12 protein-coding genes and 1 tRNA gene are annotated in these 13,238 nt (G+C 62.3%); 7 read left to right on the top strand and 6 right to left on the bottom strand.

Features of this window, described 5'->3' with window-relative positions:
• Positions 1 to 20: 20 nt before the first annotated feature.
• Positions 21 to 662: a Maf-like protein gene (locus BTM36_RS15280; RefSeq protein ID WP_077236977.1), complete on the top strand. Its 642-nt coding sequence runs from the start codon at positions 21 to 23 to the stop codon at positions 660 to 662.
• Here the strand turns inward: BTM36_RS15280 and BTM36_RS15275 are convergent.
• Together BTM36_RS15275 and BTM36_RS15270 are read right to left on the bottom strand one after the other, a co-directional pair.
• Positions 656 to 874 (bottom strand): DUF1289 domain-containing protein, encoded by a 219-nt coding sequence (locus BTM36_RS15275; protein ID WP_039875400.1) that lies wholly within the window; start codon positions 872 to 874, stop codon positions 656 to 658. The two genes, BTM36_RS15280 and BTM36_RS15275, sit on opposite strands and share 7 nt — an antisense overlap.
• Positions 875 to 1,405: 531 nt before the next feature.
• A complete protein-coding gene (locus tag BTM36_RS15270; protein ID WP_077236976.1) occupies positions 1,406 to 2,602 on the bottom strand; it encodes an HPP family protein in 1,197 nt (398 codons plus the stop codon).
• Between the two features lie 159 nt (positions 2,603 to 2,761).
• Between BTM36_RS15270 and BTM36_RS15265 the strand changes: the two genes are divergently transcribed.
• Positions 2,762 to 3,187 (top strand): MarR family winged helix-turn-helix transcriptional regulator, encoded by a 426-nt coding sequence (locus BTM36_RS15265; RefSeq protein WP_006463515.1) that lies wholly within the window; start codon positions 2,762 to 2,764, stop codon positions 3,185 to 3,187.
• A 100-nt stretch (positions 3,188 to 3,287) separates the two neighbouring features.
• Positions 3,288 to 4,310 (top strand): LacI family DNA-binding transcriptional regulator, encoded by a 1,023-nt coding sequence (locus BTM36_RS15260; protein ID WP_077236975.1) that lies wholly within the window; start codon positions 3,288 to 3,290, stop codon positions 4,308 to 4,310.
• Positions 4,311 to 4,340: 30 nt separating this feature from the next.
• Here the strand turns inward: BTM36_RS15260 and BTM36_RS15255 are convergent, their stop codons facing one another.
• Together BTM36_RS15255 and BTM36_RS15250 are read right to left on the bottom strand one after the other, a co-directional pair.
• A complete protein-coding gene (locus BTM36_RS15255) occupies positions 4,341 to 6,086 on the bottom strand; it encodes a diguanylate cyclase (protein ID WP_077236974.1) in 1,746 nt (581 codons plus the stop codon).
• 396 nt (positions 6,087 to 6,482) lie between these two features.
• A tRNA-Ser gene (locus BTM36_RS15250) sits at positions 6,483 to 6,572 on the bottom strand.
• Positions 6,573 to 6,834: 262 nt separating this feature from the next.
• Here BTM36_RS15250 and BTM36_RS15245 point away from each other — a divergent pair.
• Positions 6,835 to 8,721 carry a GGDEF domain-containing protein gene (locus BTM36_RS15245; protein WP_077236973.1) on the top strand — a complete coding sequence of 629 codons (1,887 nt, stop codon included), beginning with the start codon at positions 6,835 to 6,837 and terminating at the stop codon, positions 8,719 to 8,721.
• Positions 8,722 to 8,823: 102 nt separating this feature from the next.
• On the opposite strand, the gene serS is transcribed toward BTM36_RS15245, so the two are convergent.
• The gene (gene serS / locus BTM36_RS15240) at positions 8,824 to 10,125 is read right to left on the bottom strand and encodes a serine--tRNA ligase (RefSeq protein WP_077236972.1); all 1,302 of its coding nucleotides are present in this window, start codon (positions 10,123 to 10,125) and stop codon (positions 8,824 to 8,826) included.
• Positions 10,126 to 10,300: 175 nt separating this feature from the next.
• Between serS and BTM36_RS15235 the strand changes: the two genes are divergently transcribed.
• Complete coding sequence (locus BTM36_RS15235) at positions 10,301 to 10,924, top strand: anaphase-promoting protein (protein WP_077236971.1); 624 nt, start codon at positions 10,301 to 10,303, stop codon at positions 10,922 to 10,924.
• 50 nt (positions 10,925 to 10,974) lie between these two features.
• Here the strand turns inward: BTM36_RS15235 and BTM36_RS15230 are convergent, their stop codons facing one another.
• Entirely contained in the window at positions 10,975 to 11,919 is a 945-nt protein-coding gene (locus BTM36_RS15230) for a LysR family transcriptional regulator (protein ID WP_077236970.1), read from the bottom strand.
• A gap of 97 nt (positions 11,920 to 12,016) precedes the next feature.
• Between BTM36_RS15230 and BTM36_RS15225 the strand changes: the two genes are divergently transcribed.
• Both BTM36_RS15225 and BTM36_RS27850 read left to right on the top strand, forming a co-directional pair.
• Complete coding sequence (locus BTM36_RS15225) at positions 12,017 to 12,670, top strand: hypothetical protein (protein WP_077236969.1); 654 nt, start codon at positions 12,017 to 12,019, stop codon at positions 12,668 to 12,670.
• A gap of 150 nt (positions 12,671 to 12,820) precedes the next feature.
• A complete protein-coding gene (locus tag BTM36_RS27850; RefSeq protein WP_139347170.1) occupies positions 12,821 to 13,165 on the top strand; it encodes a hypothetical protein in 345 nt (114 codons plus the stop codon).
• Positions 13,166 to 13,238: the final 73 nt, after the last annotated feature.

The following is a 13,238-nucleotide window of genomic DNA, read 5'->3' as shown; positions in this document are numbered from 1 at the left end:
CCACCACACCACCACACACCATGTTGCAACAGCATCCCGAAACCTCCCCTACCCGCCTGATCCTGGGCTCCAGCTCGATCTATCGCAAGCAATTGCTGAGCCGGCTCGGCCTGCCTTTCGAGACCATGATCCCGGACATCGACGAAGCCCCGCATGCCACAGAGACGCCGGAGGCCACCGCCCTGCGACTGGCGCGCGAAAAGGCCGCTGCCATCGGCGAGCGCAGCGGGCCGGCCCTGGTGATCGGCTCGGACCAAGTCGCCACCCTGGATGGCCTGCAGATCGGCAAACCCGGCAACCATGCCAATGCACTACGGCAATTGCAGTTGATGCGCGGGCGGGAAGTCGTCTTCCATACCGCCCTGTGCCTGTGGGATGGTCGAAATGGGCAGGCTGGCGCGACCGCGCAAGTCTGCAATGTGCAGACGCTGGTCCGCTTTCGGGACCTGGAGGATGCAGAGCTGGACGCCTACCTGCGCATCGAACAGCCCTACGACTGCGCCGGCAGCGCAAAGAATGAAGGCCTGGGCATTGCCATCCTGGAAAGCATCCGCAGCGACGACCCCACTGCACTGACCGGCCTGCCACTGATCGCCCTGACCGGCATGCTGCGCCAGGCAGGAATCCGCTTCTTCACGACGGAGAACGCCGGCAATCAGTAATTGCGGCGCGGATAACCCTCGGCCAGGATGCGCTGCCACACCACCTCGCGCTGCTCCACATCCATGAAGACCCATTGCGCGACCTCATCGACGGTGCGACCGCAACCGCGGCAGACATCATCGAACGTGGTCGAGCAAACCGCCACACATGGCGTATCGGGCCGCTCGGGCGCAGGAGACAAGGACGAGGGAGACAGGGATGTGGAAGACATTGACAGAATCTGAACAGAAAACGTGAAGCGGCATGATCGGTCGTAGCGACCAGCCTCATGCGCGCCGTGTCCGCCATCTTACCAAGAACCGGTGCACTACCACCCCTGACACCAGAAGGGACAATCACTCCAGACAGGGAAAACCCGAACGGAAATGCGGAAACGATAGACAAAAAAAAGCCCGCGACCAAGAGGTGCGGGCTTCAATCCAATTTCTTAAGGAGGAGATTGGAGGAGACAGGTGCAACTATAGCGACGGCCCACTGCCGAGTCTGCTTTATTGTGGCAATAGCAGATATTCACCACCCGCATAACTGTTGCAGCACCACCTCATCCACCTCACCCGCGTCACGCCACCTGAGCAACACTGTGCAGAGCCGACGTCACCGGCCGTGGCGGAGTACCACCCTTGCGCTCGCATGCTTGCACCAGCAAGAGCGCGCATAGCGCCAGAACCGCGCCGCTCATTCTCATGATCAGCTCCCGATGTGAAGTATCATGCAAGCACGATCCCCCCTGGCGGGCAGCCTGTCAAGCCACGCTGCGCAAACCCGGCTCCATGCGGGCGCTGGCCAGGTTCTTTTCGTAGAGCGCAGCGATCATGTCCGATTGCGTCATCATCCCGGCCAGCTTGCCGTCGGCCTGCACAATGGGGATCTGGTGCAGGCCATCGGCCATGCGCGGTACTAGCTCCAGCACCGGCGTATCCACCTGGGCCGTGATCACGGGGCGGCTCATGATCTGCCCCACCACCTCCGGCTTGTCCGAATGACTGAACGGCACCCGGCGCAAGAGCTGCCGCAATTGCGCCACCAGCCCGGTATGCACCTCCACCCCGGCATGCTCCAGAAAATCGCTGCGACTGACGATGCCGATTACATGCCGCCCCCGATCCAGCACGGGCATGGCGCGCAGGCGGTGCTGCTGCAACAGCCGCCAGGCCTCATCCAGCCCGGTGGCAAACTCCACCGCCACCACATCACGGGACATCACCGCCGCACACAGGGTCTGGCCAAAGCGACGATGGTAGGCGCGCATCTCGGTCTGCAGGAAGATTTCCTCCAGGTCGTCGCGACCGATGTCGAGCACCTGGTTGAAATCCTTCAGCACCTCATCCAGATCTTCATGCGAAAAGCCCAGCCGCGTGATCGGCAGTTCATCGCGCGTCTGGTGCGGATGCGGTGCCGCGCTGTGCTGCGCATGGGGATAGCGGCGCCCGGTGGCGTTGTTGAAAAACAGTGCCGTCAGCAACAGCAGCGCCGAATTGAGCAACACCGGCGACAACACGAAGGCATAGCCCATCTCATGCACCACCGGCCCACCCAGTACGGCGGTCAGCGCCACCGCGCCGCTGGGTGGATGAATACAGCGCAGCAGGAACATCGCGCCGATGGCCAGCGAGATTGCCAATGCCGCCGCCAGCGCCGGCTCCTGGACCAGCCTCGCGCAGGTCACACCGATAAGCGCCGCGCACAGGTTGCCACCGATGATGGACCAGGGCTGGGCCAGCGGACTGGATGGCACCGCGAACAACAGCACCGCCGACGCCCCCATGGGCGCGATCAGCCAGATGGTGTGGACTTCATGCGGAAGGACTGCATAACTGATCAGGCCGACCAGCAGAATCCCGAACAGACTGCCGGCGCAGGAGCGCATGCGCTCGAAGCGATCGACATTGGTCTTGGCAGGAATAAAACTTTTGAACCACAGCAAGATAGAATCGGGCATATCCGTTCCCTGACAACTTGGGCAGACGACAACCTGGGACGCAGCCACGTACCAGGCCAAACCGCAATTACATCACAAGATGATATATATGTCCCGCTTACCCCGTATTGCGCAGTTCCGCGCACCGGCAAACTCCCTCCACGATGAAGGCCAGCCCTCATGAAAAGCGCCAGCCGCCTGCAAAAGGAGGATTTCGAAGCCCTGTCGGATTTTCGCTACCAGTTGCGCCGCTTCCTGCGCTTTTCGGAAGACGCCGCGCAAAGTGAGGGCCTCACCCCCTTGCAATACCTGTTGCTATTGCACATCAAGGGCTTTCCCGGGCGCGAGTGGGCCAGCATCAGCGAACTGGCCGAACGCTTGCAGGCCCAGCACCACGGCGTGGTGGCGCTGGTTACGCGCTGCGTGAAGGCGGGACTGGTCACCCGTGCCCCGGATGATCGCGACAAGCGACTGGTGCAAGTCCGGCTGACCGAACTGGGCGAGCAGTACCTGCACCGCCTGGCGCAATTGCACCGCGACGAACTGCAATCCCTGTCGGGCGTGTTCCAGGTCTCGCACATCTCGGCCTTCAACGACCGCGACTGAGCTTGCACATCGCCGTCCGGCTGGGCGCCTGTGGATGTCCGCAGGCCCTGCCGCGGCAAGCTGCTGTTATGCTTGCGACAACTTGCCACCACCCATCCCCATGAATCGCAAACCCGCCATCGCCGCTGCGCCCTCCCGCGCCATCACCAAGGAAGACGTGGCGCGCGCTGCCGGTGTTTCGCACATCACGGTATCGCGGGTCATCAATACGCCGGAGAAAGTGGCCCCCGCCACCCGTGAGCGGGTCGAGGCCTTCATCAGCAGCATGGGGTACATCCCCAACATGCTGGCCGGCGGGCTGGCCTCGCGGCGCACACGCATCGTGGCCGCCATCGTGCCCACCATCAGCCATTCGATCTTCGCCGAAACCGTGCGTGGGCTGTCCGAACAACTCAGCCTGCAGGGCTACCAGTTGTTGCTGGGACAGACCAATTATTCGGAAGAAGCGGAAACAGGGCTGGTGGAAGCCTTCATCGGCCGTCGGGTCGACGGCCTGGTGCTGACCGGCGTGCAGCATTCGGTACGTACCCGCCAGCGCCTCAAGGCGGCCGGCATCCCGGTGGTGGAAACCTGGGATCTAACCCCGCAACCGATCGACATGCTGGTCGGTTTCGACAACCATGCTGCCGGCCACGCCATGGGGCAGTACCTGCACCGCAAGGGTTATCGCCGCATGGCCTTCGTGGGCGGCGAAGACCCGCGTGGCCTGGCACGCTATGCCGGCATGCGCGAGGCGCTGCTGGCACAGTCGGCACCGGAGCCGGTGCATCTGGTCATGCCCATGGGCTCCTTCCTGCAGGCCGGGCGCGAAGCCATCTGCCGGCTCCTGGCATTACAACCCGGCATCGACGCCGCCTTTTTCAGCAATGACGTCCTCGCCGCAGGCGCTGCCCTGGAGTGCGCCCGACGCGGCATCGCCGTGCCGCAGCGCGTCGCGCTGGCCGGTTTCGCCAATCTGGATATCGCGCCGGAAGTCTTGCCCGCCCTCACCACCGTCCAGATCAGCGCCCACCAGATCGGACTGACGGCCGCCGAGATGCTGCTGACCCGCTTCGATGGCGATGCAGTCACGCAAACGGTATGCGATCTCGGCTACGCCATCCTCGAACGCGACAGCGCCTAAAGATCAGGAAGCCCAGCAAGCCCAGGAATATCAGGACATAAGGTCGTCGGCAGTCGCCTGTTCGACCCGATTGCGCCCGATCCGCTTGGCCCGGTACAGGGCCAGATCGGCGCGCCTGATCAGTTCGTCGAGTCCCTCGCCATCACCCAACGCCGCCACCCCGAAGCTGGCGCTGACCTTGATCCGGCGCCCGTCCTCGATCTCGAAATCAGCATGCTCCAGGGCCGCACGCAACTTCTCGGCAACGCTGCCCGCCTGCTCCAGGTCGGCCTCCGGCAACAGGATGATGAACTCCTCGCCGCCATAGCGCGCCAGCACATCCACCTTGCGCAGCAAGCCAGCCACGAGCTGGGCCACGCCGCGCAGGATGACGTCGCCAGCCTGGTGGCCGTAGGTATCGTTGATGCGCTTGAAATGGTCGATATCGAACAACACCACCGCCATGCCCCGCCCATAGCGCTGCGACAGGCCCATCTGCTGGCCGGCCTGGGTGAAGAAGGCGCGCCGGTTCAGCACACCCGTGAGGAAATCGGTATTGGAGGAGGTCTGCAGCTGCGTGATCAATGCTTCGCGCTCGCTGGCCAGGCTATTGCGCTCTCGCATGCGCTGCTTGAGCACCCGCAGGGCGCGCATCATGGCAGCAATCTCGTCGCGATGGCGCGCCTCCGGGATTTCCTGCTCCAGCTTGCCCTCCACCAGACCGGCCACCAGATCGGTGGCCCGCACCAGCGGCTGCACCACGCGCCGGCGAATGAGCACCATCAGCAACTGGAAGAACAGGCAGGCCGTCAGCGTCAGCCCCACGACCAGCACCAGCAGGTTGCGCGCCCGGGCATTGTTCTGTTCAGCCTGCCGCATCAATTCAGCCAGCAACAGGTCGCGCAGATCGGTGATCGATTGCATCTGCGGCACATAGAACTTGTAGAGATCAGCGGTGCTGACGCCATAGCTGCTGGAATGCAGGCCAATCTGCAGCAGAAAGTCGAGGAACTGGAATCCGCTATCGAAATACTCCTTGTCCACCCGGTCCAGTGCCTCGGCAAACTGCGGCTGGCTCGCGTAGCCAGCCATCTGCGCAGCCACCACGCCGCGCAGCAGTTCGATGCGGCCATACAGGCGCCCGATTTCGATGACCTCATCCTGGGTCAGCTGGCGCTGCGCGATCAGCGGCGCGACGAAGCGCGAACCGACCTGCCCGGCGTACTCGCGCAGGCTGGCGGTGGCACGCACGGCCGACAGACCATCGCGCAGGCGCGGGTCGGCCCGATCCACTTCCAGGGTCAATTCGCTGACCACGCGGATCATCAGCGGCATCAGGTCCACCATGCCGGCGACGGCGGCCAGCACCAGCACGTCGCTGCGATTGTCGGCCGACAGGCGCGCCACCCGATCCAGATTGGCCCGGGCCGGCCCCAGTCCCTGCTCCACCGTGCGCACCTTGTCCAGCGCCCAAGATTGGCGCAAGCGGGCATCGGCTTCCAGCGCCGCATGCAAACTGGCCAGGGCGACGTCGGTCTGTTGCCGGGCGCCGGCCAGTTGCTTCAGCAGTGCCTCGGATTGTTGCGGTGATGCGCCCAGGAAAGCATTGGCCGGGCCACGCTCGGCCGAAACCTTCTCCATGGCCAGCAGGGCCAGCCGCAGATTGCGCAATGCAGGCACGCTGTTGGCGCCGTTGCGATAGGTACTCCATTCCGTCCAGACCAACGCCACTGCAAATGCCAGAAACAGCATCAGCAAGCCGATGGAAATGAGCCGGAACAGACGATTCAAGGACATGATGAGCCCGCTACGAAGGCAAGTGCATTTGACGAATATAACAAGGCCGATCAATCGACGGCACGACCACATCGCGAGCAGGGATGAAAAAAGCGGGCAGCGCAGACAAGGCGCCACGAAAGCAGGCATGCACTCCCACGTCATGGGAGAAACCGGCGCATCACGCGCTTCCCCCTCGTGAACGCGTGACCACCGATACGATGAACAAAGCGCGGCGATGCGCTTGGTCCGGAAGCATTTCCCGCGCAGGCGGCGGGCGGGCAGATCAGGTCGCCAATGACGAAACCTCAGACAAAGGCGACCAGCCAACACGACAACCCGAAACGACAGGCAAAAAAATAAGGCCCTGAAAAATTCAGAGCCTTATCTATACAACTGCTACAACTGCGAGCCAACTGGCGGAGAGGGTGGGATTCGAACCCACGGTACGGGAAACCGTACGCCTGATTTCGAGTCAGGTACATTCGACCACTCTGCCACCTCTCCGGTTAACTTCGGTCGTTTCACTGCGTGGTGCAGCAAAGACAGCGACTATATCAGAACTATTTTCATAGTGGAATGTTTTTTTGAAAAAACTTTAAAAAAAGAGCTTTTCATCCTCTTGAACCGGAAGCAGCGTGGCGAAAGAATCCTTCTTCACCTACAAACCGCTCAGACTGCATTCCTCATCATCATGTTGTCATAAATCACTTCTAGCATCCGTAAACTATTTGCCGTTCTTTGGACCTTCAGACCCGGATTCAGCCAGATGGCGCCCCTATCCAACGCTACCTTCCCGCTCGGCGCAGAAGTCGTCGATCTCATTGCCCGCGCCTCGGGTGCCGCCCTGCGTGGCGTCGAAGATCCGGACCCGATGCTGTCCCTGCTGCACGAGATCATCGCCCAGCGCAAGCTCTCCGCCCTGTTCCAGCCCATCGTGCGCATGCGCAATGGCGAAATCCTGGGCTATGAAGGATTGATCCGAGGACCCTCCAATACGCCCCTGCACTCCCCGCTGGCGCTGTTCAAGGTGGCGCGCGCCCACAATCTGTCGGTGCAGATGGAATACCTGTGCCGGCACATCGTGCTGACCCGCTTTGCGCAACTCGGCCTGCCGGGCAACCTGTTCCTCAACGTTTCCCCCGGGGCGCTGATGCAGCCCGAGGCGATCCAGGGCGAAACCCTGCGCTATCTGGAAAAGCTGGGCGTGAATCCGCAGCGCATCATCATCGAGCTGACCGAGAACGAACCTACCTACGACTACGCCCTGCTGCGCAATGCCGCCATGCACTACCGCGACATGGGCTTCCAGATCGCCATCGATGATCTCGGCGAAGGCTTTTCCAGCCTGCGCCTGTGGTCGGAACTGCAGCCGGAATACGTGAAGATCGACATGCACTTCGTGCAGGGCATCAACCATGATCCGATGAAGCTGCAGTTCGTGCGCTCGATCCAGGAGATCGCCGAGAAGTCCGGCTCCATCGTCATCGCCGAAGGCATCGAATCGCAGGCCGAGCTGCTGACCATCCGCGATCTGGGCATCGCCTGCGGCCAGGGCTACCACATCTCGCGCCCGCTGCCGGAGCCGCCGGTCTCGATTTCGGAAGACGTCAGCAAGACCCTGCGCCGCGACAAGGTACCGCTCCATGCCAACAAGTACGGCCCCGGCAAGCGCAGCGCCACCGTCGCCAAGCTGCTGCGCGAGACGCAATATGTCAGCCCGGAAGTCACCAACGATGCGGCCTACGACATGTTCGTCAACGATCCGCAGCTGCAGGCCCTGCCGGTGGTCAGCAACGGCTTGCCGATCGGCCTGATCAACCGCTACAGCATGGTGGAGCGCTTCGCCCGCCTGTATGGGCGCGAGCTGTACGGCAAGAAGTCCTGCGCCTTCTTCATGGACCCCAATCCCCTGCTGACCGAGCAGGACACCAGCCTGCAAGATCTCTCCAACCTGCTGGTGCAGGCCGAGACGCACCACCTCTCCAACGGCTTCATCATCACCGACCGGGGCCAGTATGTGGGCCTGGGCACCGGCCACGACCTGCTGCGCGAAATCACGCAGATGCAGATCGACGCCGCCCGCCACGCCAATCCACTCACGCAGTTGCCGGGCAACGTCCCCATCAACGACCACATCGAATACCTGCTGCAAAGCGGCGTCGAATTCTGCATCTGCTACTGCGACCTGGACCAGTTCAAGCCCTTCAACGATGTCTATGGCTATCGCAAGGGCGACGACATGATCCAGGCTACCGGCCGCGTGCTGCAGCAGGCCTGCGATCCTGCCCTGGACTTCATCGGCCACATCGGCGGCGACGATTTCCTGATCATGTTCCAGAGCGAAGACTGGGAAAAGCGCTGCCGTGTCATCCTCGACAACTTCGAAGCCGAGGCCCGCGCCTTCTACTACGACGAAGACCTGGCGCGTGGCGGCTACTACACCGAGGATCGCCAGGGCAACCGGGTGTTCCACCCGCTGGTATCGGTATCGCTGGGCGCGGTGAAGATCGAGCCTTCGCAATACTCATCACCGCACCAGATCGCCTCGGCCGCCACCCGTGCCAAGAAACAGGCCAAGAAGATCCAGGGCAACAGTCTCTTCATCGAGCGCCGCATCCCGGCCACCTTCTCCTGGGCCATGAAGGACGGCTAGCCGGCACGCTCAGGAAAACGTTTTCTCGCCCCCGCACCGATAAAAAAACGGCCGCCTCATCAACGAGGCGGCCGTTCGTGCGTCCTGCAGTGGTAAAGCCGATCAGACGCCCGGCACCAGCTTGCTCACGCCGCCCATGTAGGGCTGCAAGACCTCGGGGATATCCACGCTGCCATCGGCCTGCTGGTAGTTTTCCAGCACGGCGACCAGGGTACGGCCCACGGCCAGACCGGAACCGTTCAAGGTATGCAGCAGTTCCGGCTTGCCCTGGGCATTGCGGAAGCGCGCCTGCATGCGACGCGCCTGGAAGGCTTCGCAGTTGGAGACCGACGAGATTTCGCGATAGGTGTTCTGCGCCGGCAACCAGACCTCGATGTCATAGGTCTTGGCCGCGCCAAAGCCCATGTCACCGGTACACAGGGTGATGACACGGTACGGCAGGCCGAGCTTCTTGAGGATGGTCTCGGCGTGGCCCAGCATCTCGTCCAGGGCTTCGTAGGACTTCTCGGGGTGGACGATCTGCACCATTTCCACCTTGTCGAACTGGTGCTGGCGGATCATGCCGCGGGTATCGCGACCATAGGAGCCGGCTTCCGAACGGAAGCAAGGCGAGTGCGCCGTGAACTTCATCGGCAGCGCATCGCCGGCCACGATCTCGTCGCGCACGAAGTTGGTCAGCGGCACTTCAGCCGTAGGGATCAGGTACAGCGCGGCATTCTCGGCCTCGCCTTCCTGACCGCCCTTCTTGGCAGCGAACAGGTCGGCTTCGAACTTGGGCAACTGGCCGGTGCCGCGCAGGCTGTCGGCATTGACGATGTAGGGGGTATAGCACTCGGTATAGCCATGCTCCATGGTATGGGTGTTGAGCATGAACTGCGCCAGCGCGCGGTGCAGGCGGGCGATGCCACCCTTGAGCACGGCAAAGCGCGAACCGGTGAGCTTGGTGGCAGTATCAAAATCCAGGCCCAGCGGGGCGCCGACATCGACGTGATCCTTGATCTCGAAGTCGAACTGGCGTGGCGTGCCAACCTTGCGCAATTCCACATTGCCGCTTTCGTCATTGCCGGCCGGCACCGACTCGTGCGGCAGGTTGGGAACCGCCTGCAGGAACAGGTTCATCTGGTGCTGCACTTCTTCCAGGCGCGCCGCCGACGACTTGAGCTCGTCGCCGATGCCATTGACCTCGGCCATCACCGCGGAGGCATCCTCGCCACGGCCCTTGAGCATGCCGATCTGCTTGGACAGGGTGTTGCGCTTGCCCTGCAGTTCTTCGGTGCGGGTCTGGATCTGCTTGCGTTCAGCTTCCAGCGCGTTGAAGCCGGCCACGTCCAGGACGAACTTGCGGGCTGCCAGGCGGGCCGCAACGTTCTCGATGTCTTTACGGAGGAGTTGGATGTCGATCATGGGGAGAAAATACGATAGGTTTGAAGCAGGAAACCGCGATTGTACCAAGTCGCGCGCCCGTCACGGGGTTCCAGCCCCCTTCCCCCGCAAGAAAATGCTGCGGCCCTGGTAGCGGCCACCGGCCTTGCGGGTTACCATTCGGCCCATTCCCGTCATCCAGAGAGCCTCTCCACCCATGTCCGACCAGCCCGACCCGCGCCCGCAGCGCGATGTTCCCGTCCTGTTTTCCCTGCTGGGCCTGGTGGCCGCCTTCGCCGTGGGACTGTGGGCCGGCATCCACTACATGTCCAATGACGCCAGCCTGTTCTACGGACTGATCGCCGGCCTCTCCTTCGGCGCCGCCTTCGCCTTCGGGCAGCAGATCAAGAACCGCTTCATTCCGCCCAAGGTGCGCAAGACCGACTGGAAGGTGCAGGCCCCGGGCGCGGCCGAATTGTCCAGCGGCCGCCTCGCGGCACAGCAGGCGCGCAAGATCAGTGTCGAATTCGACGATCAGGAAATCCGAACCATGGTGCGTGGCGCCAAGCGCGAAGGCATCGCCTGGAGCGCCATCGACGACGTCACCATCCGCATCAGCGACGACAGCCTGCCCCAGCCGCAATGGATCATCGCCGGCCAGACTGCCGAGGGTATCAAGGGCGTACTGGTCCCCAACGACGCCGATGGCCTGGAAGAGCTGATGGAAGCGATGAAGCAGCGCCTGCCCGACTATGACAACGACAAGAACTACGAAACCGTGATCGCCGCCATGTCCGCCATGGAGGGCAGTTTCCGCGTCTGGCACCGGGCGGCCGCCTGATCTCAAGCCTGATCGCTGAAGCCTGAGATATCAGGCAAGGCCGGCACGGATCAGCCAGGTCCGCCGGTATCGGCCATGGTTGGCTCCCGGGCCAGCCTTTCTGCCAGGAAGTTGACGAAAGCCCCCAGCCGCGGCGGCAGATGGCGGGTCGCCGGATAGAGCGCCCACAGATCGCCGCAATAGTGCGTCCTGAAACCCCATTGCGGCAGGACCTGGACGATACGCCCCTGCGTCAGCGCCTCCCGGGCGACGAAATACGGCAGGCTGCCGATACCGAGATGGCGCAGCACTGCATCCAGTCGCACCCCGGTATGGTTGGCCGCATAACGCCCCCGCACCTCGACCGTGACCCGTTCGCCCTGCCGGCGGAAGCGCCAGCGCGCGTCCCCGGGCGCCTCGCCGAGGTAGATGCAGGAATGTGTCTTGAGTCCCTGTGGATGCTGAGGCGTCCCGTGCTGCGCCAGGTACTCCGGCGTGGCGCACAGCAGGTGCTCGATGCGCGTCAGCCTGCGGCCCATCAGGCCCGGCGGCGGCTGGTCGGTGATGCGGATGGCCAGATCCACCTCCTCATCGATCAGATCCATGTAGCGGTCTTCCAGCCTCAACAGGACGTCCACCCTGGGATGGGCGGCAAGGAAATCCGGCACATGCGGATGCACCAGGTAATGCCCGACCGCCTTGGGCACGCTCACCCGGACCTGCCCCTGCGGCGCGGCATCAAAGCCACCGGAGGCGGCCAGCACCGATTGCGCGGCGTCCAGCATTTCCCGGCAACGCTGGTGGATGTCACGCCCGCTCTCGCTCAGCCGCAGCTTGCGGGTGGTTCGTTGCAGCAACTGCGTGCCGAGTGCCTTTTCCAGGCGTGCAATGGCCCGGCTGACAGCCGAGGGCGTCGCGCCCAGCTGGCGCGCCGCTTCCGAGAAACTGCCCGTCTCCACCACCTTGGCAAAAACAGCCATTTCGTTGAGCAGGGCGATGCTTTGATTTGTGCTCATGGGGCAAAGATTATTTGCGATAGCAATGGATTATCGCAACTTAGTCCGACCGATACAATACACGACACTCGCAGCAAGCCATATTGAAAGCCTAGCCATGACTGATCGCCTCTACATGACCGACCGCGCCTTGCGCGCCAACATCCACGTGCTGGACTGCACCCCGCAGGACGATGGGCGCTACGCCGTGCGCCTGTCGGCCACGCCTTTTCATCCCCAGGGTGGCGGACAGCCCAGTGATACGGGCCGAATCGATGACGTGGAAGTGCTGCGCGTGGTCAGCGACAATGAAGGCATCGTCCATTACACCGCAGCCCCGGTCGCGCCAGGCCCGGCCGTGGCGACCGTCGACGCCGAGCCGCGCCAGTTGCATGCGCAACTGCATTCGGCAGGCCATGTGATCGGGCACGTGATGGCGGAACTGGGATGGAAGCCGACCAAGGCTCATCACTGGCCAGGGGAAGCGCGTGTAGTGGGCATGGTTGCTGCGGAAGATGGCACGGCACAGGAACTGACGCAGACAGAACTGGAGCGCCGCTGCAATGGCTTGCTGGCGCAGAATCTACCCTGCGTGATGGCCGTGGAAAATGGCTTGCGGCAGATTGGATTTGGCGAGTTGCCCGCCTATCCTTGTGGCGGGACGCATGTGGCAGCACTGGGGGAGATTGGACAGATTCGGATTGAATCGGTGCGGATCAAGAAGGGTGAGGCATTGGTTCGCTATGATGTAATCCGCCAAGTGCAAATCTGACCCGACAGAACATGAAGTCAAATGCCTTCTGGAATGACTGAAAAAACAGGTATTTCTCGCTGTCTTGTCCAATGCCACACCTATGGACGATTTCTAACACAAGTCCACACACGTACCGTCTGAGCTTTTCGACCATGCTCAGGGGTGACGATGTCAAAGGCAAGAAGGCTTTCTTACTACACGATTGAAAAAACCTGGTTCGGCGCTGCCCATTGGAAGAAACATCCTGGCGCAATCGCCATCAACACCCCGCAACAGATTTCCTTTGATCGCCCTGCCCCAGGCGCAGCACCAACAGAGGAGATCAAGCCACCAAAGCCCTCGCGCAAGCAGGCGCGCCAACAAAAGCTGGAAGCGGTAAGACAGCTGAAGCTTGCAGAGCAAGCTCAAAAAAAGAAACAGCAAGAATATCCCCAAGATCAACCACGAGAGCCAGGGTCGCAGATTCTGGACGCTGAAACTCACGAGAAAATTCCCGAATTTGACCTGCAGTGACCTGCTCCCCGAGATTAGTACGGCAATGATGTAGAGTCTGCCCCATACGGAGGCAGCATGAAGAAACGATTTA

The sequence above is a fragment of the Herbaspirillum sp. VT-16-41 genome (assembly GCF_001994935.1).
Classification (GTDB): Bacteria; Pseudomonadota; Gammaproteobacteria; order Burkholderiales; family Burkholderiaceae_D; genus Herbaspirillum; species Herbaspirillum frisingense.
Note: the sequence above shows the minus strand (reverse complement) of the source record. Positions and strands in the feature narration are given on the sequence as shown.